At 51.1% G+C, this 24,530-nt stretch carries 18 protein-coding genes; 2 read left to right on the forward strand and 16 right to left on the reverse strand.

Annotated elements, in window-relative coordinates; translation table 11 throughout:
* Positions 1-5: 5 nt before the first annotated feature.
* The 7 genes from ABNT34_RS12485 to lrp all read right to left on the reverse strand — a co-directional run bounded on the left by ABNT34_RS12485 (position 6) and on the right by lrp (position 7,285).
* Positions 6-212: a hypothetical protein gene (locus tag ABNT34_RS12485; protein WP_348732104.1), complete on the reverse strand. Its 207-nt coding sequence runs from the start codon at positions 210-212 to the stop codon at positions 6-8.
* A 56-nt stretch (positions 213-268) separates the two neighbouring features.
* A complete protein-coding gene (gene serS, locus ABNT34_RS12490) occupies positions 269-1,558 on the reverse strand; it encodes a serine--tRNA ligase (RefSeq protein ID WP_348732106.1) in 1,290 nt (429 codons plus the stop codon).
* Positions 1,559-1,564: 6 nt separating this feature from the next.
* Positions 1,565-1,942 carry a fluoride efflux transporter CrcB gene (gene crcB, locus ABNT34_RS12495; RefSeq protein WP_348732108.1) on the reverse strand — a complete coding sequence of 126 codons (378 nt, stop codon included), beginning with the start codon at positions 1,940-1,942 and terminating at the stop codon, positions 1,565-1,567.
* Entirely contained in the window at positions 1,932-3,269 is a 1,338-nt protein-coding gene (locus ABNT34_RS12500) for a replication-associated recombination protein A (RefSeq protein WP_348732110.1), read from the reverse strand. The genes crcB and ABNT34_RS12500 overlap by 11 nt, the downstream gene beginning before the upstream one ends.
* Entirely contained in the window at positions 3,266-3,889 is a 624-nt protein-coding gene (lolA, locus tag ABNT34_RS12505) for an outer membrane lipoprotein chaperone LolA (RefSeq protein WP_348732112.1), read from the reverse strand. Before lolA ends, ABNT34_RS12500 begins: the two co-directional genes overlap by 4 nt.
* The gene (locus ABNT34_RS12510; RefSeq protein WP_348732114.1) at positions 3,890-6,667 is read right to left on the reverse strand and encodes a DNA translocase FtsK 4TM domain-containing protein; all 2,778 of its coding nucleotides are present in this window, start codon (positions 6,665-6,667) and stop codon (positions 3,890-3,892) included. It abuts the gene before it with no gap.
* Between the two features lie 132 nt (positions 6,668-6,799).
* Positions 6,800-7,285: a leucine-responsive transcriptional regulator Lrp gene (lrp, locus tag ABNT34_RS12515; protein WP_348733712.1), complete on the reverse strand. Its 486-nt coding sequence runs from the start codon at positions 7,283-7,285 to the stop codon at positions 6,800-6,802.
* A 146-nt stretch (positions 7,286-7,431) separates the two neighbouring features.
* On the opposite strand from lrp, the gene ald reads away from it, so the two are divergent.
* Positions 7,432-8,553, forward strand: a complete 1,122-nt coding sequence (gene ald, locus ABNT34_RS12520) for an alanine dehydrogenase (RefSeq protein ID WP_348732116.1) — start codon at positions 7,432-7,434, stop codon at positions 8,551-8,553.
* Between the two features lie 270 nt (positions 8,554-8,823).
* Positions 8,824-9,273 (forward strand): DUF192 domain-containing protein, encoded by a 450-nt coding sequence (locus tag ABNT34_RS12525; protein ID WP_348732118.1) that lies wholly within the window; start codon positions 8,824-8,826, stop codon positions 9,271-9,273.
* Positions 9,274-9,283: 10 nt separating this feature from the next.
* Here the strand turns inward: ABNT34_RS12525 and ABNT34_RS12530 are convergent, their stop codons facing one another.
* From ABNT34_RS12530 to ABNT34_RS12570, 9 genes are all read right to left on the reverse strand, one after another.
* Entirely contained in the window at positions 9,284-9,541 is a 258-nt protein-coding gene (locus ABNT34_RS12530; RefSeq protein WP_348732120.1) for a DUF2960 domain-containing protein, read from the reverse strand.
* A gap of 2 nt (positions 9,542-9,543) precedes the next feature.
* Entirely contained in the window at positions 9,544-10,659 is a 1,116-nt protein-coding gene (locus tag ABNT34_RS12535; RefSeq protein WP_348732122.1) for a 1-acyl-sn-glycerol-3-phosphate acyltransferase, read from the reverse strand.
* Positions 10,660-10,776: 117 nt separating this feature from the next.
* Positions 10,777-11,283 carry a hypothetical protein gene (locus tag ABNT34_RS12540; RefSeq protein ID WP_348732124.1) on the reverse strand — a complete coding sequence of 169 codons (507 nt, stop codon included), beginning with the start codon at positions 11,281-11,283 and terminating at the stop codon, positions 10,777-10,779.
* A 102-nt stretch (positions 11,284-11,385) separates the two neighbouring features.
* Positions 11,386-12,396 (reverse strand): quinone-dependent dihydroorotate dehydrogenase, encoded by a 1,011-nt coding sequence (gene pyrD / locus ABNT34_RS12545; protein WP_348732126.1) that lies wholly within the window; start codon positions 12,394-12,396, stop codon positions 11,386-11,388.
* A gap of 85 nt (positions 12,397-12,481) precedes the next feature.
* Positions 12,482-17,320: an NAD-glutamate dehydrogenase gene (locus tag ABNT34_RS12550; protein ID WP_348732128.1), complete on the reverse strand. Its 4,839-nt coding sequence runs from the start codon at positions 17,318-17,320 to the stop codon at positions 12,482-12,484.
* 271 nt (positions 17,321-17,591) lie between these two features.
* Positions 17,592-19,910, reverse strand: coding sequence for an MMPL family transporter (locus ABNT34_RS12555; RefSeq protein WP_348732130.1), 2,319 nt, complete (start codon positions 19,908-19,910; stop codon positions 17,592-17,594).
* A gap of 2 nt (positions 19,911-19,912) precedes the next feature.
* Positions 19,913-20,935 (reverse strand): YCF48-related protein, encoded by a 1,023-nt coding sequence (locus tag ABNT34_RS12560; protein WP_348732132.1) that lies wholly within the window; start codon positions 20,933-20,935, stop codon positions 19,913-19,915.
* Between the two features lie 77 nt (positions 20,936-21,012).
* Positions 21,013-22,371, reverse strand: coding sequence for a DUF1329 domain-containing protein (locus ABNT34_RS12565; protein ID WP_348732134.1), 1,359 nt, complete (start codon positions 22,369-22,371; stop codon positions 21,013-21,015).
* A 19-nt stretch (positions 22,372-22,390) separates the two neighbouring features.
* Positions 22,391-24,529 (reverse strand): DUF1302 domain-containing protein, encoded by a 2,139-nt coding sequence (locus ABNT34_RS12570; RefSeq protein WP_348732136.1) that lies wholly within the window; start codon positions 24,527-24,529, stop codon positions 22,391-22,393.
* Position 24,530: the final 1 nt, after the last annotated feature.

Genomic DNA, 24,530 nt, shown 5'->3' on the forward strand with positions numbered 1-24,530 from the left:
ACCCTTTAATGCGCGCTGTTTTTGTAAATCATCCAACCAGCTTCGAAGCTGATGTAAAGCACGATGCCGACAATAGCCAAAGTGATCAGCCAATAAACAGTGCGCAAAAATACCTTTACCGGGCTGGTTCTGGTGCGTTTTATCGCCACTTTTTTCGTGATGCCTGGATTTCTGTGTTCAGCTGGCGTTGGTTTTTGCGGTGTTGCAGTCATAACATACTCATTTGGATCAGTCATACCGGCGGCAATGCCGCCGGTATGATGGAAGCTTAAGCCAGAACCGTTTTACCTGCCATATAAGGCTGTAACACGGCTGGAATAGCGATGCTGCCGTCGGCTTGCTGGAAGTTCTCCAGAATGGCGACTAAAGTGCGGCCGACTGCTAACCCTGAGCCATTAAGCGTATGCAGCAATTCAGGTTTTTTACCCTCTTCCGGGCGGAACCGCGCTTGCATCCGGCGCGACTGGAAATCGCCCATGTTGCTGCATGAGGAAATTTCCCGATAGGTATTTTGCGCCGGTAACCAGACTTCTAAATCATAGGTTTTGCACGAACCGAAACCCATATCACCGGTACATAACAACATCACCCGGTATGGTAAACCTAACAGCTGCAGGACTTTTTCAGCATGACCGGTCAGTTCTTCCAATGCAGCCATCGACTGTGACGGATGTACCAGCTGTACCAGCTCAACTTTATCAAACTGATGCTGACGAATAAGACCTCGGGTATCGCGGCCATAAGAACCGGCTTCACTGCGAAAACACGGCGTGTGCGCTGTCATTTTCACCGGCAGTTCTGAAAGTTCATAAATCCGGTCACGCGCCAGATTGGTCACCGGCACTTCTGCCGTTGGGATCAGGCTCATGCCGACGCCTTCTTCAGTCGCCGGCTGCGTGTGGAACAAATCTGCACCGAATTTTGGCAGTTGACCTGTGCCATACAATGAATCTTTGTTGACCAGATAAGGCACATACATTTCGGTATAGCCGTGCTGCTCTGTGTGTAAATCCAGCATAAACTGGGTCAATGCACGATGCAGTCGGGCAATTTGACCTTTCATCACCACAAAACGTGAGCCGGCAATTTTCACTGCGCTTTCAAAATCGAGGCCTTTATCTAATGCTTCGCCAAGCGCGACGTGGTCTTTGACATCGAAGCTATACAACGCCGGCGTACCAACCCGACGGACTTCGACATTGCCGGTTTCGTCTTTGCCTACCGGCACTGATAAATCCGGTAAATTCGGAATTGTCGCTGCAATACCGTCCAGTTCGGCCAGCACGGCATCCAGCTGAATTTTCGCTCTGTCGAGTTCTGCCCCTAAACCATCCACTTCAGCCAATAACGGCGCAATATCTTCACCACGCGCTTTGGCCTGGCCAATGGCTTTGGATTTGCTGTTGCGCTGATTTTGTAATTCTTGTGTCGCCACTTGCAGTTCGCGGCGCTGTTCTTCCAGTGCGCTGATCTTTGCCACATCCAGCACAAAACCCCGGGTGGCCTGACGGGCCGCTGTTTCCGCCAGTTCGGCGCGTAAATATTTGCTATCTAACATGTCTGCTTACTTCAAAGTCCCAAGCTTGATACCAAGCCAGGTCAGGGTTAAACACAACACCAGGTTGGCCAGCACATTCAGCGTCGCTTTGATAAAAGCACCCTGCTGCAGCATCAACACAGTGTCCATAGAAAAGGTGGAGAAGGTGGTAAACGCGCCCAAAACGCCGATGCCGATAAATATTCGCCATGGATTGGGCGCCAGTTGTTCAGTCAGGATCAGACCATACAACAGACCGATAATAAAGGACCCGAGAATATTAACCAGCAAAGTGCCAAAAGGAAATGCCCGGCCGAAAAGATGTAACATGGCATCGCTGAGCGCAAAACGCAGACAAGCCCCGATGGCACCGCCCACAGCAATAGCCGCATAGTTAACCCACATCAGGCTTGTCCTTGTCATCCGTGGTCGCATTGGCATCAAGACCACGTAAATAACTCAGCTTTTCTGAAAGCTGACGCTCTAAACCGCGATCGGTCGGCTGATAAAATTGCATCTGCTGCATTTCTGGCGGCAAATACGTCATGCCTGCGGCATAAGCGCCAGGCTCATCATGGGCATAACGATAGCCTTCGCCATAACCCAGTTCTTTCAGCAAACCGGTGGCGGCATTACGCAGTTGTATCGGTACTTCAAATGCCGGCTGTTCACGGACAAAAGCGCGCATTTGATTAAAGGCGCTGTAAAGCGCATTACTTTTTGGCGCTAAAGCACAGTACACCGCTGCCTGCGCAATAGCGCGCTCACCTTCAGCCGGGCCAACCCGCTGGAAGGTATCAAAAGCAGCCAGCGCCAGCGACAAGGCGCGAGGGTCGGCATTGCCGATATCTTCTGAGGCTATCGCTAACAAACGTCTTGCTACATAAAGAGGGTCACCACCGCCTTCAAGAATACGGCAATACCAATACAGGGCCGCATCCGGCTGTGAACCGCGGACTGACTTGTGAAAAGCAGAGATCAGGTCGTAATACAGCTCGCCCTGATTATCAAAACCAGGTAACTGTCGTTCCACCAGCTGTTTTAGTAAGTCGGTATCAATCTGGCCATCGGCACTGCTTTGGGCGGCGAGTTCCAGAAGGTTCAGCATCTTACGTGCATCGCCGTCGGCCAACTGTAACAACAGTTCGGTGGCGTGCGGCGCAAGCACAATCGGAAACTGCAGGTTCAGAGTTTCATCGGCCAGGGCGCGTTGCAGTAACTGTCGCAAATCATCACTGCTGATTTTACGCAGCACACAGACCCGGGCTCGCGATAACAGTGCGTTATTGAGTGCAAACGACGGGTTTTCAGTGGTCGCGCCAATAAAGATGATGGTGCCATCTTCGATATGCGGTAAAAAGGCGTCCTGCTGGCTTTTGTTAAAACGATGCACTTCGTCTACAAACAACAGTGTGCGCTGACCTTGTTGTAAGCGATTCGCGGCCCGCTCGATGGCTTCTCGGATCTCCTTAATGCCGGCGGTGACTGCCGAGATTTTCTCAATGGCAGCTGCTGTGCTGCCGGCAATCAGTTCCGCCAGACTGGTTTTACCGGTGCCTGGTGGCCCCCAGAAAATCAGTGAGTTCAGCTGTCCTGCTTCAATAGCCCGACGCAGTGGCGTGCCTGGGCCCAGCAAATGCTGTTGACCGACATATTCCTGTAGATTTTTTGGCCTTAACCGTGCCGCCAAAGGCCGCACGTCCGGCGCAAAACTAAAAGACAGATTGCTCACTTGCCGCGTAAATCAACAATGTCTACGCCCTTAGGCGCACTGAACTTAAACTGGGCACTGTCGATACTGACATTACTTTGCATCGCAATGAACTCAAAACTGCTGGTCTGCCCATCCTGACTGGCTACCGCCATTTTGGCGAGACCAACCCCTGAGAATTGCAACGTCAGCTTTTGTACCGGATTATTTTGGTCCTTGGGTGTGATAACAAAAGTTTCACCCTGACCGCTCACATCGTACAAAGACCAGAGTTTGGCATCGCTGGATGTCAGCAGCACAAAAGGCGTTTTGTCGACTTCTTTTGCCGCGTCATAGACTTTCAGCTCTTCCAGAGTTTCGTCGTAATGCCACAAAGTGCGACCGTCACCAATTAACAGATTCGGCGTCGGGCTGATGGTCTCAAAGCGAAATAACGCCGGCTGTTTCAGGCTCAGATAACCTTCACCGGTTTGTACCTGTTTATTCGTAGCGTCAGTGACCGTTTGTTGGAAACTGGCCTGATAACTGTTGAGGCGCGCCAGTTTGTATTTGAGCTGCTCGGCGGCCGTTTCAGCCGCACTAACCACACCAGAACACACTGCGGCAAGCAACAGACCCGTTATGGAAAACACATGTTTCATTTAAAACCCTTTTGGCGGAGGCGGAGCTAATACTTCACGGTTACCGTTGTGGCCAGGGCCACTGACAATACCGACTTGTTCCATCGTTTCGACCAGACGTGCAGCCCGGTTATACCCAATCCGGAAACGACGCTGCACACCGGAGACTGACGCTTTGCGACTTTCGGTAACAAAAGCCACCGCTTGGTCGAATAACGGATCGGCTTCAGCGTCGTCTTCTTCCAGCGTCTCGCCAGGCAACAGATTTTCTTCATTGGTCTCGCCAGACAGAATTTCCGGAATATAGTTTGGACGACCTCTGGTTTTCCAGTCAGCGACTATAGCGTGCACTTCGTGGTCGTCGACAAAAGCGCCGTGCACCCGGTTTGGTACGCCAGAGCCCGGCGGCAGATACAACATATCGCCCTGACCTAACAAGCTTTCTGCGCCTTGCTGGTCCAGAATGGTTCTGGAGTCGATTTTTGACGACACCTGGAAGGCAATCCGGGTTGGAATATTGGCTTTAATCAGGCCGGTGATCACATCAACTGATGGCCGTTGTGTCGCCAGAATTAAGTGAATGCCGGCTGCCCGCGCTTTTTGTGCAATACGCGCGATCAGCTCTTCAACTTTTTTACCAACAATCATCATCATGTCGGCAAATTCGTCAATCACCACGACAATGGACGGCAGCTTCTCGAGCAATGGCGGCTCGCCGCGCATATCATCGGTTGGACGCCACAATGGGTCGCGCAGTGGCTTGCCTTCGGCAATGGCCTCGGCAACTTTGGCGTTGTAACCTTTAAGGTTCCGTACACCCATCGCTGACATCAGCTTATAACGTCGTTCCATCTCGCCGACACACCAGCGCAGGCCATTAGCCGCTTCTTTCATGTCAGTGACCACTTCGGTCAACAAATGTGGGATACCTTCATAGACCGATAATTCGAGCATTTTCGGGTCGATCATCAGGAAACGCACATCGTCCGGCGTTGATTTGTATAACAAACTACAAATCATTACGTTGACGCCAACTGACTTACCTGAGCCCGTAGTACCGGCCACCAGCAGGTGCGGCATTTTTGCCAGATCAGCCACCACGGCCTTGCCCGCGATGTCTTTGCCGAGCACCATGGTTAAAGGCGACTTAGACTGCTCAAATACTTCATCGCCGATGACTTCAGATAACCGGACTATTTCACGGTGCTGATTCGGCAGTTCCAGACCGATAAAAGATTTACCCGGGATTACTTCCACCACCCGCACACTGATGGCAGATAAAGAACGGGCTAAGTCTTTGGATAAACCAGTAATTTTGGAAACTTTTACGCCTGGTGCGAGGTCCAGTTCAAACCGGGTAACCACAGGGCCCGGATAAACACCCACGACTTTGGCATCTACGCTGAAATCCAGCAGTTTCACTTCAACCAGCCGAGACACCCGCTCCAAATCTTCTTCCGAAATTGGGTTGACGGTGCGGTTCGGCCGCTCTAATAAGCTGATCGATGGCAAAGCATCAACCGGCGGCACTGGTTGTGGATACAGGATTTCATCCTGCTCTTCTTCTTCGTCAGTGCTGGCTAGCTGTTGCGGCTGCACCGAATCCGCTGGTGTCTGGGTGTGCAGGAAACTCTGTGCAAGTTCATCTTCGGCATAAGTTTCATCGATTGCACTGTAACTGAGTTCATCCCCGGCGATCTCGTCAATGCTGACAAAAGCGCGGGCATCAGTGCGGATATCCAAAGGCTGGATAGGTAATGGCTCGACACGGGCGTCAGCATCCGGGAAAAACGCCCGGCTCTGCACCGCAGGGTCAATCTTAATTGGGCTGACTGGCTTCACTTGCGCAGGCACTGTGGCGTCCGCACTGACTAAAACAGCTGGAGCCTGTGTTAGTGGCATGATTTGTTCAGGAGCATAGCTGCCAGGCTGTTGAGCTGGTTCAGACGCATCGGAGTCAAAAGCCTGATCATCGTGACCTGTTACTACATCAAAACCAATCTCTGGTTCAATCCGGCTGCTGGTTAACGACGGCTCTGCGCGATCAGTTTCAGGCTCTTTTTCCGGCGCAGACGTTTCTGCTTTAACCATCATTGGGGCTTTTATTTCTTGCTGATACGGCGTGCCCTTGATGTCACTGCGTTGCAGCGGTGCAACCACCCGGACTTTAGGTTTAAGTTTTCGCATCAGCGCATCGATAGTGGCGTTGAAGTTCCACAACCGGCGGGCAGTCGTCACAGTGAAAGCACCCAATTCATCGGCGACAGTCAGCCAGGAAATACCGGTCAGTAGCGTCAGGCCAATACAAAAACTGCACAGTAATAATAAGCTGGAACCGACAAAGCTCAGCTGGGGTAACAAAACGGCCACCAGCACGTCACCAACCACACCGCCGCTGGAGTACATATAAATGTCGTCGAAGTTAATACTGCTAATCGCACAGGCGCTGATCACGGTGAGCAACAGGCCCAACAAGCGCATGCCGAGCACGAAATAATCTAATGACAATAGGTCGGTAAAACGGCGGAACAACAAGTAACCGCAAAAAGCCAGAAATGGCGGCACCAGATAAGACAACCAGCCGAACACTGCGAACAAAATATCTGCGACCTCAGCACCTATTGGACCGGCAATATTGCGAATGTCACTGTGATAGCCGGTTTGCGTCCAGCTCGGGTCTGCCGGGTCAAAACTCAGCAGTGCCAACAGCATAAATGTGGCAATCCCCAGACAGGCAATTAACCCGACTTCAACCAGCCGCTGGACTCCGTTCAGCGAAAATACAGTTTTTGCTTGCAACAGCATGACCCTATAAAAACTTGTCAGAAACACAGCAAAGATACCAGACTGACTGGTTTGCTGCACATATTTCCTTGCCGTAAAATCAGCGCAAAAAGCACTTTGCTGATTTTTTATCCAGTATTGCTGTTTTCAGCCGGTGACTGCAACAAAAGTTGTTTGTTTGACCTCTTCCATCACCACATAAGTCCGACTTTCGCGCACGCTGGGTAATCGCAATAAGGTTTCTCCCAGTAACTCGCGGTAGGCGGCCATATTGGCAACCCGGGTTTTCAACAGGAAGTCAAAACTGCCGGAGACCAGATGACATTCCAAAATTTCATCCAGCTTCTGGACCGCCTTACTGAACTCGTCGAAATCTTCCGGTGAGGTTTTACTCAGCGTGATTTCAACAAACACCAGCAAAGCAGCGCCAACCTTATTGGGATCCACCCGGGCGTTGTAGCCGAGGATAAAGTGTTCCTGTTCCAGCTTACGCACCCGTTCCAGACAAGGTGTAGGACTGAGCCCTACCCGCTTGGCCAGTTCCACGTTAGCGAGTCGGCCATCTTTCTGTAATTCCGTCAGAATTTTACGATCAATACGGTCCAGTTTACGGCCGCTGTGTTGTGGCGAAATTGGCAAGTCAATAATCCTGCTATAGCTAGTTTATCGATATATTATGCTGCCAATCAAAAATAAAACAATCAGCAATCCTGCTTTATGCGCTTTATACTAGCGAAAAATTTTACCACCCCCTGCAACAATTCAAAAAGGCAACAGTTATGATTATTGGCGTACCAAAAGAGATTAAAAACCATGAATACCGCGTCGGTATGACGCCAGCCAGCGTGCGCGAACTGGTCGCACATGGCCATACTGTTTATGTTGAACACAATGCCGGTGACGGTATTGGTTGTGGTGACGCCGAGTACCAGGCGGCCGGTGCCAAAGTTCTGAACAGTGCCGCAGAAATCTTTGCCATCGCAGAGATGATTGTTAAAGTCAAAGAACCTCAGGCTGTTGAACGTGCGATGTTACGTGAAGGCCAAATCCTGTTTACCTACCTGCACCTGGCGCCAGACCTGCCACAAACTGAAGATCTGATTAAATCTAAAGCCATCTGTATTGCTTACGAAACTGTCACCGACGGTCGTGGTGGTCTGCCACTGTTAGCACCGATGTCAGAAGTGGCTGGCCGGATGTCGATTCAAGCCGGTGCCCGTGCTCTGGAAAAATCTTGTGCCGGCCGTGGCATGTTACTGGGCGGTGTGCCTGGCGTTGAGCCGGCTAAAGTCGTGGTGATCGGTGGTGGTATGGTCGGTACCAACGCAGCGCAAATGGCCATTGGTTTAGGCGCTGATGTGGTTGTACTGGACCGCTCTGTTGACGTCCTGCGCCGTATCAATGCGCAATTTAATGGTGCAGTCAAAGCCATTTACTCTACTGCTGACGCTCTGGAAAAACACGTGCTGGAAGCCGATTTAGTCATCGGTGGTGTGTTAATCCCAGGCGCTGCGGCACCAAAACTGGTGACCCGCGAGCATATCCGTAAGATGAAACCAGGCTCTGCCATCGTTGACGTGGCGATCGACCAGGGCGGCTGTGTTGAAACATCACACGCCACCACACACGCAGAACCAACCTTTATTGTTGATGACGTGGTGCACTACTGTGTGGCGAACATGCCAGGCGCAGTACCACGCACTTCAACTTTTGCCCTGAACAATGCGACTTTGCCATTTATCATCAAACTGGCGAACAAAGGCTACAAACAAGCGTTATTAGATGACCAACATCTGTTAAATGGTCTGAACGTGATCAACGGCCAGGTGGTGAATCAGCACGTTGCTGAAGCGCTGAACCTGAGTTATGTTGACCCGCGTCAGGCGTTAAACGCCAACTAATCCGTCAGAGGGTCATTGCGCTAAAGCGATGGACGGATGTAAGTGTCAGGAACACTTGCAGGATAGTCTGGAGACTGTCTGTCACAACACAGGACAGTGTGAAGAATAGCCGGGGCAACCCGGCTTTTTTTCGCGTAAAAAGCTGCCTTGCGTGGTACTTATCTTTTAAACCTGTATTTAGCGTGAGCCGAAAAACACCCCAAGCAGAATTGCATTTGCAATCAGACAGTTTAAGACGGCACAATAAAGCAGTTGCAACCGGAGTCTGTGATGCGTCAATTTGCCTGGATTTGTCTGTTACCCTTAGCCGCCTGTCAGGCTGAAGTCCCTGTTTTTCCACTCATTCCGTTACAAGCCGGCGAACAGCAGTTGCAGGTACAGCTGGCTGATACGGTAGAACGGCGCATGCGTGGTCTGATGGAACAGGCACCGGTCAAACACGGTATGTTGCTGCTGTACGACACACCAAGGCCAATGACGTTGTGGATGAAAAATACCCCGACGGCACTCGATGTAGCCTTTATTGACCCAGAGTGGCGCATCAGCAAAATTCAGCCAATGATGGCCAATAGTGAAGATTTACATGAATCACCGGGCAAAGTGATCGCCGCACTGGAAATGCCGCTGGGCTGGTTTGCCGCCAACGCGGTCAAGGTAGGACAGGCGGTCAGCAGCTGTCAGGCCATTGCGGACAGCTGTCACAACAAAGCCGCAAAATAACGCGCCAAATTTAGCTGGCGGCGTCCGGCTCGTCTTTATGTAGGTAGATGTCGGCAAAGCCCATGCGTTTAAATTCGCTTTGCCGGAACTCTTTGATCGCAGACTTATGTTTGGTCGTCATCGCAATCTGCTGTTCCATCTGCAAAAACTTTTTCAGATCTATGCCTTCAGCGGCCGCTACCGCTTCATGCACGTCGCGGAACTTGTCATAGCTGAAGGCTATGCGTCGCGGTTGCCCTTTGAAGGTATAAGTAATGTGGCGCGCCATGCTTATTGTTCCTGCACTTTTTGTGCGTTTTTCAGTGGATTGGCGTACATAGCACGGGCATAACTTTGAATTTCCGGCAGCATATGCGCCAGGCGACTGGCAAACTTGGCGGCAGCCTGTTGATCGCTGACGTGTTCCCCGGCCGCATATTGATTCGCCGGATAAATTTTATAGCCTTGATAAATCTGCCGATCTATTAATTCAGCAAGTTGTTCCGGGCTGTCAAAGCCATCTCGGATCACCTCACCAAAATGCAGGTGCACACGGCCTTTGTAGCCGGTAATGCCTTTGATAATATTATCGATGTCTTCGAATTCAGCCTTTTGGTAACCACCGTCTTCGGCTCTTTGATAAAGCTCCAACGCTTTGGCTTCATCACAAGGGTCGTATTCGTAGGAAATCACCACGGGCACAATATTGAGCTGCTGCATATAATCGGCAAACTCATGGCCCTCGGCTTTACCGGCCATGTAAAACATTTTTAAAATCGCCGGGTCGGTCTGGTCAAAACCATCTTTGGCCCGGCCTTCTTTTTGTGCGATCCAGATATGCTGGCCTTCAGACAACGAATGGCGGATATAAGCAGATAATTGGCTGAGCGCCTTCAGCATTTCGCGCGGGCCTTTGGCACTTCGGCGCACGATAAAACTTTTATTCAGTTTCATCAGTGCCGTGACACAAGGTTTTTTCAGCAGGTTGTCGCCGATGGCAATGCGGGCGGTGTCAAAGTCATGCAAGTGCAAGCACCAGTTGACTAAAGCCGGGTCCATCGCGATATCACGGTGGTTACAGACAAATAAATAGGCCTGATCTTTCGGCAAGGAATCCAGCCCACTGCAACTGACGCCATCTGTGGTGTGCTGCAGCGCCTGTTCCAGATAACCGGACACATAACGTTGCACATCTTGCACCGTCTGCAACCGCCGCCAGTGCCGGCGTAAATACCAGCCCAGTAACGGGCTTAGCAGCTTGCTGAGACCACCAAAAGCTCTACCAAATTTGAAGCGGATAATGGCCGCGGTAAATTCAGGATCTGAAATGATTTGTTCGATCGCCTGCGGTACTTCGGCATCCGAATACGGCCGGATCTCATCAAAATTCTGCACTTCAGTCTTCACACGCGTTACCTGTTTCTGCTGTTAACGGCGTATTTTTACCGATCTGCGCGCGACTGCCTAGCTTTTATCTTAAGAACCGCTGATGTTTTCAGCAAAAGCCACAGATCTCCGACCAGATCAGGCTGATTTGCGCCAAGGGGTTTGTGGTGGGTGGTACAGGCTCAGCCGGTCATGCAGACTACTGAAGCTATGGCCAGCATGAAACACACGGCCGGTCAGGGTTTCCAGCTCGGACAACAGCATCAGCCGGCTTTGTGTGGCGGTGGAGTCCAGCACTAATGCCAATGCCTGATTGCGGCCACACAGCTGCACCAAACTAAAGGGGGTTGGATGCTGGTGACTATGGGAATTTTGCAGATAAAAACTTTTGTGCGCGTCCGCCACACCAAATTCAAGATGCGCGACAGCGTCAATACAGGCGGCAAAAACTGCTTCGGCCGGCCAGTGCAAAGCTTCCAGCGCAAACAGGCTTTGCCAGTAGAGCTCAGCCTGGCCTAAAGTAAAATCAACCTGCAGCATGTCACTTCTGCACAGCAACGGAGTACGGTGTAGCCCCTGTGCGGTTTTTAAACACAGCTGGCCCTGCTGTTCACACCATTGCCAGTCAAAATGAGGTTCTGTCACACTGGATCCGCTCAAAGATTTTTAATAACGCTGTTATAACGCAATCTGATCAAGGCTTTAAATACTGTTTTGCACTAGCCGGCCTTGATCAGATCTGGATCGTTATAAGGCGCTGACGATCTGTTTGATGAGCGCCGGCCCCTGATAAATAAAGCCGGTATAGACCTGCACCAGCTGCGCGCCGGCAGCGAATTTTTCCTGCGCCGCTTGTGCGCTATCGATGCCACCGACGCCAATGATCGGAAAATCAGCGCCGACCGCCTGGCGTAATTGATTGATCACTTGCGTGCTTTTTTGCCGGACCGGCTGGCCACTGAGGCCACCCATTTCATTGCCATGCTCTAAAGTTGCCACTGCCGTTTTATCCAACGTGGTGTTGGTGGCAATAGCACCATCCATTTTGCTGCGCAGCAAGGTTTCAGCCACTTGCTCCACCGCCACCGCATCCATGTCCGGTGCGATTTTGACAAATACCGGCACATACTTACCGTGTTTGGCGGCTAAATCGAGCTGTTCGTTTTTCACCGCCACCAGTAAATCTAATAGGGCTTCGCCAAATTGCAGATCGCGCAGGCCCGGTGTGTTCGGCGACGAGATGTTAACAGTAATGTATGTGGCATGAAGATAAACCTTACGCATACAGGCGACATAATCGTCTTTGCCCTGCTCGTTTGGTGTGTCTTTGTTTTTGCCGATATTGATGCCTAACACCCCTTTGTACCGGCTGTTTTTGACGTTTTCGACCAGATAGTCAACGCCTTTGTTGTTAAAACCCATCCGGTTGATGATGGCATGCGCTTGCGGCAACCGGAACAGCCGCGGTTTGTCGTTGCCGGCCTGCGGTCTTGGCGTGACGGTGCCCACTTCAATAAAACCAAAACCCATAGCAGCGAAAGCGTCGATACAGTCAGCGTTTTTATCCAGACCAGCCGCCAGGCCCACCGGGTTATCAAAGGTAATGCCCGCGACTGTGACCGGCTTTGACGGCACCTGTTGTGACCACAGCAGATTCAGCGGTGTATATTGTAAACGTTTGAGGCTTTCCAGCGCAAAATGGTGAGATTTTTCTGCATCCGTTTGAAACATCACCGAACGCGCCAACTGATAGAACATAAAATTTCCTTAAAAAAAGCCCCGCTAATTGCGGGGCATTTTACCTGTCTGTTGGTGTCGACAGAAGTTTTTCTTTGCGTTCTGCTTACTTCACAGAATCACAATGGTGGCTTAATAACATCAGCTCACGCAGTGCGACTGAGAACTTGGCAAACTCATGGCTCTTCGTCGTTTTGAACTCAGCCAGCATCAGGCGCCAACGGGCCAGAATGGCGTCGTTAGCAACCAGCCAGTTGGCCACCACGTCGTCTGCTACACAACTGCCGTTGCAGCTGTGCACGACCACTTGCGCCAGTGCACGTTGTTGCCAGTCCAGCTCTTCGCGGTACGAGGCACGTGCTAAGGCTTGCCAGTGGTTGGCCACCGGCTGCTGGGTGATTTGCTCCAGGAACCAGTGTAAATCCAGCTTGTCGCCAAGCTTGAAGTAGATTTCCGCCACCAACAGCAAGTCAGCTTGTTCGGCCGCGGCCACCTGCGCGATATCCATCACTGAGAACACTGTGCTGAGCTGCGCCATATAACGCGCCACTTCAGCCGGAACTTGCTGTTCCTGCAGTTTCTGAGCATACAGCGCCAGTGAATCGGCTTCAGCACGCGCCAGTAAAGTATCCAGTTTTTCACTGACACGGCTCAGGGCTGGTTTGAAGAACTCAACAGTGTCGGAAACGCTCAATGCCTTATTGCGATGACGCAGGAACCAGCGGGTGACGCGGCGCATCGTGCGGCGTAACTGGAACAACAGACGCGTCTGCAGGTCCGCAGGAATTGCGGTATCCAGCGCTTCGAGTTTGCCCCAGATACCTGGCAGGTCAAACAGGTCACGGGCAATCGCGTAGCTGATGGCGACTTCAGACACGCTCGAGCCGGTTTCTTCCATCATGCGCTGTACGAAGTTAGCGCCCATGTCGTTGACCAGCATGTTGGCCAGTTTAGTCGCAATGATTTCGGCTTTCAGCGGATGGGTTTCCATCTCGGCGGCGAATTTCTCGACCAGTACCGGCGGGAATGCGCCCAGCAGTAACTGTTTGAAATATGGCGTTTCTGACACTTCAGGTGTCACCAGCTGCTCTTTCAGCACCATTTTGCCGTACGCGGTTAAAATCGACATTTCTGGTCGGGTCAGGCCCTGGCCTTTCACCATGCGCTCAGCCAGCGCTTCGTCCGTTGGCAGGAATTCCAGCTCACGGTTCAGCTTGCCGTCTTTTTCCAGTGCGTGGATAAAGCGGGTGTATTCTTTCAGTTGCTCAGCACCTAACAGCATCGATACTGAAATCGACTGGGTCTGGCGATAACAATCGCTGATCACGATGTCAGCAACGTCGTTGGTCATGCTGTAAAGCAAGTCGTTACGTTGTTTCAGCGTCATATCGCCGCTGGCAACCAGAGCGTTCAGCAGGATTTTGATGTTGACTTCGTTATCTGAACAATCCACACCGCCGACGTTATCGATAAAGTCGGTATTGATGCGGCCACCGTTCATGGCGTATTCAATACGGCCACGCTGGGTAGTCCCTAAGTTACCGCCCTCGCCGATGATCTTGGCTTTGACTTCTTTGCCGTTGACGCGCAGTGGTTCTGATGCCCGGTCACCGACTTCAGCATGGCTTTCATCAGTCGCTTTGACATAAGTACCGATACCGCCGTTCCAAATCAGGTCGACTTCCATCATCAGCGCGGCACGAATAAATTCGTTTGGCGTCAGGCTCGCAACGGTTACACCGAGCATTTGCTGCATTTGCGGCGTCAGTTTGATGGACTTGGCGCTACGCAGGAAAATACCACCGCCTTCTGAAATCAACTCTTTGTTGTAATCATCCCAGGTTGACGTCGGCAGATTAAACATGCGCTGACGCTCAACAAAAGATGCGGCCGCATTTGGATTCGGGTCGACAAAAATGTGCATGTGATTAAATGCCACCTGCAGGCGGATATGTTCCGACAACAGCATACCGTTACCGAACACGTCACCGGCCATATCACCGATACCCACACAAGTAAAATCTGTGGTCTGACAATCAATACCGACTTCACGGAAGTGACGCTTCACGGATTCCCAGCCACCGCGGGCTGTGATGCCCATGCCTTTGTGGTCGTAGCCGTTAGAGCCACCGGAGGCAAAAGCATCGCCTAACCAGTGGTTGTATTCCAGTGAAATACCGTTGGCGATATCGGAGAACGTTGCGGTGCCTTTGTCGGCTGCAACCACCAGATACGGGTCGTCTTCGTCCAGGCGAACCACTGATTTTGGCGGCACAATGGCGCCTGCGACGATGTTGTCAGTGATATCAAGCAGCGCACGGATAAAGGTACGGTAACAGGCTTTACCTTCGTTGAGCCAGGCTTCGCGGCCACCGCTCGTTGGCAGTTTCTTACAGACAAAACCACCTTTAGCACCGACCGGCACAATCACAGTGTTTTTGACCTGTTGCGCTTTCACGAGGCCCAGTACTTCAGTACGGAAGTCTTCACGACGGTCTGACCAGCGCAGACCACCGCGCGCCACTTTACCGAAGCGTAAATGCACACCTTCCACTTTCGGTGAATAGACGAAAATTTCAAAGAACGGCAATGGCAGCGGCATATCCGGGATCATCGACGGCCGGACTTTAAAGGAGATATAAGGTTTCTGTGTACCGTCCGCAGCGTTCTGGAAGTAGTTGGTGCGGACAATCGCCTGAATAATAGCGAGGAAACGGCGGATGATGCGGTCGTCATCGAGGTTAGCCACTTGTTCCAGCTGCGCCAGGATCTCAGCTTCAATCGCAGCCGTTGCATCGCTGCTCGCTGTTGCCGCCGGGTCAAACTTACTGTTAAACAGTTTCACCAACAGATTGGCCAGTTGCGGGTAACGGCCAAAGGTGGACTCGACATAGGCCTGGCTGAAAGTCCCGCCAATCTGACGTTTATATTTGGCAAAAGCACGTAATAACGAGGCTTCGCGGCCGGTCAGGCCAGCCCCCAGAATTAAACGGTTAAAACCGTCATCCTCAAGGTCGCCTTTCCAGACTTTATCAAAACCTTCCTGGAACAGCTGCTGGGCTTTTTCGAAGTCTGCCGGCATTTTGCCGTTGACTTCCATGCTGAAATTCAGCACCCAACTGACTGAACCATCCGGGCAACGCACGGCATATGGCGTTTCACCAATGACACGTAAACCGAAGTTTTCCAGCATCGGCAACACGTCAGACAAATGGATTGGGCTGTCTTTATGGAACAGGTTCAGCCGCACTGCTTTGCTGTCGGCCGATTCTTCCTGCGGCCGATAGAACAACATTTCCAGCGGATGGTCAGCGCTTAATGCTTCGAGCTTAGCGATATCCACTAAGGCGTCGTTTGGCAGCATTTCGTCTTTGTAAGCACGTGGGAACGCATTAACATATTTATTGCCAAGCTCACGGCCGCGTACTTCACCAAAACTGCCAACCAACGCAGTGGCCAGTTTATCTTCCCAGGTACGGGCGGCTTCAATCAGATTTTGTTCGATTTCTTTCACATTGAACTCGACTGTGCTGTCGTTGATCCGCACAAAATAATGGGTGCGTGCCAACACGGATTCAGAGAAATAGGTGGTAAATTCCACCGGCTCGTCGCTGCCAAGGAAACCCTGCAGGATCTTTTGCGTGTCTTTACGTAACTGCGTGTTGTAGCGCTCACGCGGTACATACACCATGGCAGAAACAAAGCGGCCAAAAGCATCTTTACGCAGGAACAAGCGTGTCATATCACGCTCCTGCATTTGCAGCACGCCGGTGGCGACGTCTAACAACTCGTCGTGATCAGCCTGGATCAACTCATCGCGTGGATAAGTCTCCAGAATGTTCAGCAGCGCTTTATAAGCGTGAGTACCGACCGCAAAGCCGGATTGCTCCATCACTTTGGCCAGTTTGTTTTTCAACAGCGGAATGTCGGCCGCACTGTTGTTATACAGCGAGCTGGAATACAGACCGATAAAGCGGTCTTCACCGACCACCTGGCCTTTGGCATCAAAACGCTTAATGCCGATGTAGTCGATATAGGCTGGTCTGTGTACGCGGGACTTGTTGTTGGTTTTGGTCAGGATCAGTAAATCAGAACTCAATGCCTGTTTGCGCGCAACATCCGGCAAGTCGCTTAACATCAGATCGCGCGACGTGCTGCGGCGCATTAAGCCAAGCGCACTGTCAGCGATACCTTCGATTTTATGGTCGCCGGAAATAGGCACTATGGCGTATTGGCGGTAACCCAATAAAGTGAAGTTGTCTTTGACCAGCCAATTGAGGAAATCCGTCGCCTGCTGCAACTGTTCTGCAGAAGCCAAGCCGGCATTTTTCGGTAAATCAGCAATCACCTGCTCCAGCTTGGCACGTGTTGGCTGCCAGTCTAAGACGGCCAGCGACACATCCTGCATCACAGAGGCCAATTCTGCCGTCAGTTGATCCATCGCCGTTTTGTCAGTCATCCGGTCGATTTCAACATGAAACACCGTTTGTTTGGTTGACGGATTGGCTTTGGTCCCTAATTTATAGAATTCGGTGATATTGCCTTTATCATCGCGGAAAGTTTGCAACGGATGATGTAATAACAGGTGGGCGGTAATGTTGTGGCGATTCAGCGCGATACGCAGCGAATCCACCAGGAACGGCATATCTTTAATCACCAGCTCCACGATAGTGTGCTTGGATTCCCAGCCGTGTTTAGCGATTTCAGGGTTAAATACCCGGATCATCGCGTCGTCGCTGTGGTGAGCATTTAACGACTGCCACAGGCTTAATGCTGCGCCATATAAGTCGCTGTCAATCCGACCAACCAGGTCGTCATGGGCAACGTTGCCATATAAGGTGAAGGCGAATTTTTCAACCAGGTCGACCTGATCTTTGACTTTCTGACGAATTAATTTGCTTACGTTTTGTAGTAGTACAGATGGTTGACCGTCTATCAGTGCCATTTTTGTATCCTTGTGTTGTCTATGCCCGGGGGGGAGCATGACATTTGTGCATAGTATACAGAGCGTGTCAGGTGCGAAGTTTATTGAGAATTGTAGTGCTTTTCGAGCTTTATTTCTGGCTTTGCAACTGGTTGTACCAGAGCTAAAAGCCAGATTTGACAAGATATTCAGCGGGATTAAATAACAAAATGGCCTTTCGGCCATTTGTATAAGGATTTTTGCATAAAGATGCGAATTGCATCTTTATGCATTTTTGCCCTGGCCGGCCAGTTTATTTGCGCTGTGGCCAGAAAAAAGCTGCCAGTGCCGGCAGGACAAACACTGCACCTAACATGTTTACGACAAACATAAAGGTCAGCAGAATGCCCATATCGACCTGGAATTTCAGTGCCGAGAATACCCAGGTACTGACACCAATCGCCAGCGTGACGGCAGTGAACAGCACCGCACTACCGGTCGACTTCAGCGCGTTAAAATACGCGGTGCGCAGCGGTACGCCATCGCGCAGCGGCTGGGTCATATTGGTCAGGATATAAATGCCGTAATCCACGCCAATGCCAACGCCCAGCGCAATCACCGGTAATGTCGACACCGTCAGACCAATTTCCAGATAAGTCATCAGCGCCGTCGCCAGCATGGTAACGACATACAGTGGGATGATCACCGCTGTGGTGGCCCGCACCGAACGGAAGCTCATTAAACATAAAGCAACCACCGCAGCGTAGACATACCAGGTCATCGGATCCTGCGCTGCAGCCACCGCTTCATTGGTTGCCGCCATCACACCAACCGGGCCTGATGCCAGCATAAACTTAGTTTGATCTGTGCCCAGTTCTTTGCCGATGCGTTTGGCTTCCGCCACCACTTTTTCAATGGTCTCGGCTTTATGGTCCTGCAGGAACAAAATGACCGGCATCACCGAACAATCCGGGTTTAACAGGCCAGTACTGGTTTCCACCCGGCTTGACGACTGCACCAGCGATTCCGTGGTGCGTGGCAGTACGCGCCACTTCACGTTGCCTTCGTTAAAGGCGGCATTGATGGTTTTGGATACCGAAGCCAGAGACACCGCACTTTGCACACCCGGCACGTTTTCCATCTGCCACTGGAACTGGTCGATTTTTTCCATGATTGGATGGAAGGTACAACCATTGGCGTCAGTTTCCACCATCACATTGATGTAATCGACAGAAATCGCATAGCGGTCAGTGATAAGGAAAGTGTCCTGGTTATAGCGGGAGTCGGAGTGCAGCGCAGCAGCGCCTGGATGTAAGTCGCCGATTTTCAGCTCTTTACTTTGCTGATAACCAAACACAAACAGCGCGGCTGTCAGCAACAAAATGGGTGCTGCGACCTTCTTCTCAGTACAGGCCGACAGCACATACCAGAATTTATCTGCTTTAGGCGTTGGCGCTGACACCGCCGCCACATATTTATCACTGAATTTGATGTAAGACATCAGCACCGGCAACAAAATCAGGTTGGTCAGAATGATGACGCCAACACCTAAACTTGCCGTGATAGCTAGCTCCCTGATCACGCCGATATCAATGGCCAACAAAGTGATAAAGCCAACAGTGTCGGACAATAACGCCACGCCACCCGGGATCAGCAGTTTGCGAAAGCTCGACTGCGCCGCAGTTTTGGCGTCCAGGCCTTCAGCGACGCTTTTGCCTGTCGCGTTAATCATCTGCACGCCATGACTGACGCCAATTGCAAAAATCAGGAAAGGCACCAGGATAGACATAGGGTCAATACCGAAACCGACCACCGTCAACAAGCCCATTTGCCAGATCACGGCAATCAGAGAACAACCAATGGGCAGTAAGGTCAGCTTCATGGAACGCGAAAACATATAGACCATCAGCGCTGTGATGAGGATTGCAACCGCGAAAAACACCAGAACGCCTTTAGCGCCTTGCGCCACATCACCAACCATCTTGGCAAAACCGATGATATGGACCGTGATTTTGTCGTTTTCATACTGGCCGCGGACTTCTTTTTCCAGCTGGCTGGCGAACGCGATGGTATCGAGTTTTTCCAGCGTATCCGGATTTACTTCCTGCAGTTGCGCCGTCACCATGGCGCAGCTGTAGTCATCGGCCACCATCCGGCCAACAATGCCGGCTTTGTCGACGTTTTGCCGCACAACAGCCAGGCCCTTTTCATCCGACGTAAAGTCGGCCGGAATGACCGGCCCACCAGCAAAACCGTCTTCAACGACCTCAACAAAACGGGTACTGGGGCTGAATAAAGATTTAACCAACACGCGGTCCACACCCGGCATGTAATACACCTGGTCATGGATTTTACGGAAAGTGTCAAAGAAATTCGGATTAAAGATGTTGCCGGACGCATCACACACCGAAATCAGAATATTGTTGGCGCCGCCAAAATCTTTGGCATGCTTCATATAAGTCTGCATGTACGGATGTGCCAACGGAATATTCTTGGTAAACGCTGCATCCAGCTTGATTTGACTGGCTTTGAACAACAGGAAAAAAGTTGCCAGCACGAATGCAATCACCACGAAACCACGATGGCGGAACAGCGCGTACTCACATTTATTGATAATACGATTTGCACTCATAATTATTGGCTTACCACTTGTTGCACTGTTTTGACCCCAACTTCAGTCGCCAGCACTAAATCCGTACCAACCACCAGGCCGTTGAGCACCGCTTTGCCTTCAGTCTGTGGGATCAGCTGAAAACTCTGGCCATCATCACGGCTTTGGAAAATCACGCCACTATTACCGAACAACCAGACCTGTGAGTCCGCTGCGACCACTGAGTTCAGTGTCGCCGGCGACGATAAGGTCAGTTGTTGCCAGCTCTGGCCGTTGTCGCTGCTGCGAAAGGCGTGGCCACGCAGGCCCACAGCAAACAAAGTGCCTTGTGGCGATTGTGCGACAGAAAACAAGGAGCCGTTATAAAACTCCGGTTGACGCTGCCAGCTGTTGCCGCCGTCGGTACTGGTCGCCCAGAAACCGGCTTCACCGACCATCACCAGTTTATCTTTTGCCGCAAATACCCGGTTGATGTGCGGCAACACTGAGCCGAGTTCGGCCTGATAAGCTTCAGGGTCTGAATCTTTCAGTTCAGCCAGCATGGCCTGGTCATCGGCATTCGCCAGCTCTGCATGATATTCCTGCTGCCAGGAGTCACCACCATCTTTGGTGCGATAAAACAGACCATAGGCTCCGACCGCAAAACCTTGTTTTTCATCAGTGAAATACACATCAAACAAGGGTTTATCCAGCTCTGGCAAAAACTGCTGTAGCTGCCAGCTTTGGCCGCCGTCTTTACTGGCGATAATACTGGCGTCATGACCGACAGCCCAGCCATGGCTGGGATTGACGAAAAACACAGAATTCAGATTGGACTGCAAGGGTGTTGGGCTCTGTTGCCACTGCTTACCATCCTTGCTCAGCAAAATATGACCACGCTCTCCGGCGGCCACCAACATATCTGCTGACACACGCACGAGATCAGTGAGCACTGATTTTTCTGCATGCGGCAGCAGATAAGCACTTTGCGGTTTGATGCTGGTTTCTGCCAGCGCAGGCCATAAGGTAAACAATAAACTCAGGCCGGATAATAATTTAAACTTCATTAGAGTCTTTACTCGAGATGAGATTTGAAACAAAAACGGTTGGCAAGTTGCCAACCGCTTTTTCGTTCTGTTTTGCCTTACCGCGTGCCTTCACGACGCAGCGCTGCTGGTGTGAAGTCGTTGTCTGACAATTTCACTGAGAAATCATACATTTTGTCTTCGTTATCCAGACCGATAGCGATATAACGGCGTGAATTCAGATCATGATAGACTTCGAGCGTACTCCAGTGCGTTGGCACTTCGTAGTAGTTCAGACCGTGTGCGACGGCAACGCGATATAACTCACCGCGCGCGTCATACAAGTCTGCCACATGAATTTGCCAGCTGTCTTCGTCGATAAAGAATACCCGTTTGCCATACACATGACGCATACCGTCTTTCAGCGTGGCTTCAACCTGCCAGACGCGGTGTTTTTCCCAGCGTACATACTCAGGGTTGATATGGCCTGGTTTTAAGATATCCGCATACTTGGCATCTTTGCTGTGCAGCTTGTAGCTGTTGTATGGAATATACATTTCCTTTTTACCAACCAGCTTCCAGTTGTAGCGATCTGGTGAGCCGTTAAACATATCGAAGTCATCAGTGGTACGCAGGCCGTCTGATGCCGTACCTGGCGCATCATAGGCGACGTTTGGTGCACGGCGAACACGACGCTGACCGGTATTATAAGTCCAGGCCTGACGCGGGGTTTTCACCTGATCCATGGTTTCATGCACTAACAGTGCTGTACCGGCCAGACGGGCTGGTGTGGTAACGCTTTGTTTGAAGCGGAACAGGATATTTTCTGCCTGCAAGGCTTCAGCAGTTGCTGCTTTATCAGAATATTTGAACATGATTTGTTCATCAAAACCGATCAGCGTGTAATCACCGGTGGCTGTTGGTGCAGCCTGACCACCATTACGCGTCGCGGCGACACCACGATAACGCACAGTATGGTTCCAGATTGCTTCCAGACCATTGGCAGGGATCGGGAACGGAATACCAATAGCAGCATTGATAATACCGTTACCGCCCTGCACTAACTCCGCTTTGCCGGCGATGTTTTTGGTCGCATCGTAGACATACTGCGGGTATGACGCAGTGCGGCGGGTCTGGTACACGTTCATCTTGTAAGTCGGATACAGGTCAAACAGCGCTAACTGACCAGGTGACAATGTATCTTTGTACTTCGCCAGATTCGATTTATCGATAGTAAACAGTACTTTATCACCAGAAAACGGGTCCGGGTGATGGTCACCTGGTTTGTAGCCGGCAGGCGCAGAAGTAATACCACCATCCCAGGCTGGGATTGAACCGTCTTTATTACCGGCTTTTTCCGCACCCAGCGGCGTCAGATCAGCACCTAAACGGGCGACCTGATCCGGGCTAATTTTTGCAGCTGCCGAGCAGCTCAGTACCAGCGCAATGGCGCTCGATAACAGGGTGAGTTTTTTCATAATTCTGTCTCGTCCCTTCTTATAAAGAGTATTTGATGTTAAAAGACACGAAATCACGGTCTTCAGTGTTATTGGTTGTACCTACACCGTCGAAAAACGCGTTGTAAGATAACTCTGCTGACCAGGCGTTCAGATAGTCAAAAGCCAATGAATAACTCAGCGCTTTTTTGTCTTCTGAGAACATAAACAGCGGGTCTGGCGTAATACCGTTGACGTCATGCGAGAACGTCAGACGTTGCGTCAGGTTCACGCCGGCCAATACGTTGTTGTAGTTGGCGATGGCAACCAGACGGTAACCCCAGGCTGATTTAGTCGGGAACGGGTTGGTTTCCGCGCCGTTTGATACCCCAGTGTGCAGACCGGTTTTCAGGATCAGCTGGCCTTGCGCGTTGGTACCCATCAGTGGATAGCCGCTGCGGTCAGTGTTTGGACCGTTCAGACGTAATACGTCCTGCGCCGGCATATCTTTAATATCGATACCACCAATTTCAGCCAACACTGTGAAGTTGTCAGTATTCAGTACCGGGCCAAACAAATGCGTCACAGTTAACTGCGCCTGCATCGTGTCGCTTAACACATAACCTTGTGCAAACTGGCCTGGTTGTACTTTTTTGCCATCGAAACGGCCGATTTGTGAAATACCGGCTAAGTCTGGACGGATACCGGCATTTGCCAGCTGTTCCGGCATACCGGCGTACAGAATTTCCACGTCATCAATTTGCAGCGGCTCATCCTGGCGATACGCCAGTTCACCGGCGATTGAAGTGCCTTCTAAGGTGGTGTTGAAGCTAAAACCATAAAGCTTGATGTCTTCCGGATATTCAATCAGACCTTTTGACATTGCTTTGAGGTTACTGACATTGTCCGCAGTCAGCGTATTGGCTGCCATGTAGGCGATATCAGACTGAATTGCCGCTGTACGGAAGTCAGATGCAATCCCTGAAATCACCGGTGTACGGCTGTGGTAATTCATGTGATACAGCGCAAACTCAGTGTCACCGAGTTCAGGCGAGAAGTATTCAAGCTTCAGACCGTACTGACCAGAATCGCTGGGTTCAATTTCACCGGCATCGCCTTTTGGCCGCAGCGTTACTTTGGTTGGATAAGCCAGGTAAGCGGCAGAGAGCTGAGTCAGACTACCCTGCGCCTGAGCTTTCTGAGCTGCTGTCGCTGCCGGATTTTGCAACACTGCCATCGCAGCTTTGACGCCATTACCAATGCCATTCAGACCAGCCAGTAAAGTGCTGAGGTCCAGATCCGGGTTACCGGCAAAACCTAACTGAATGTTTTGGTTATAACCGCCTTTACCGGCGAAATCGTTGGTCGAGAAATAAGTGCCTGGGACCGGCAGATAACTGTTTTGCCAGTCGTATTGATAAAACACTTCAGCAGACAGTTGCTCGGTCAGACCCAAAGACGCCCAGGCCATACCAACTGGAATATAAGCCTCTTTTAAGTCAGCACCAGGCAGACGGGCGATACCCACGTCGATTGGCGTGATGTTAATACCGTGCTGGATCAAGGTACTTTCACCCCAGCTCAACACCTGCTCACCGACACGGATCGACAGCGGGTTGGCGCCATCATTCAGGGCGAAATTAGCAAACACATAAGCGTCGAGTAAACGGACATCGCGACAGGCTAAATCACGGGCATCATCGTCCTGACATGGGTCAACGCGATTGCCGGAGACCGGATTGTTATAGGCACCGTCGTTATCCATCAGCGCCGCATCATAGAAGTACATAAAGCGGGTGAACAGACCAAAGTCACCTTTGGTGATTGATAATTCGTGGGTACCTTTAAACAGCTCGGAGAAAATATCGCCTTTGTCGTAATTCAGGTTACCGGCGTCGCCGTTTGATGAATAACCACCAGGCTGAGCCCAAATTTCTGAAGAAGGATAAATCACGTTGGTAGCGGCGTTATAACCGGTCCAGTTAAAACGCGGATGGTTGACTTTACTGATGGTGTCCCAGTTGCGGTCTTCTGCCCGCCAGCTGGCACCATATGAAAAGGTTGAGTCAAATACAACTTCGACATCCTCGCCCAGCGTGACGCTGGCTGCTTGAATGGACGTTGCAGACAAGGCTAACAGTGCAGACGCGACACCAAGCACCAGTGGCTTTTTGGTGAAGGCTAAAGGCCTTTTGTTCATG

The sequence above is a fragment of the Rheinheimera texasensis genome (assembly GCF_964031785.1).
GTDB classification, from domain to species: domain Bacteria; phylum Pseudomonadota; class Gammaproteobacteria; order Enterobacterales; family Alteromonadaceae; genus Pararheinheimera; species Pararheinheimera texasensis_A.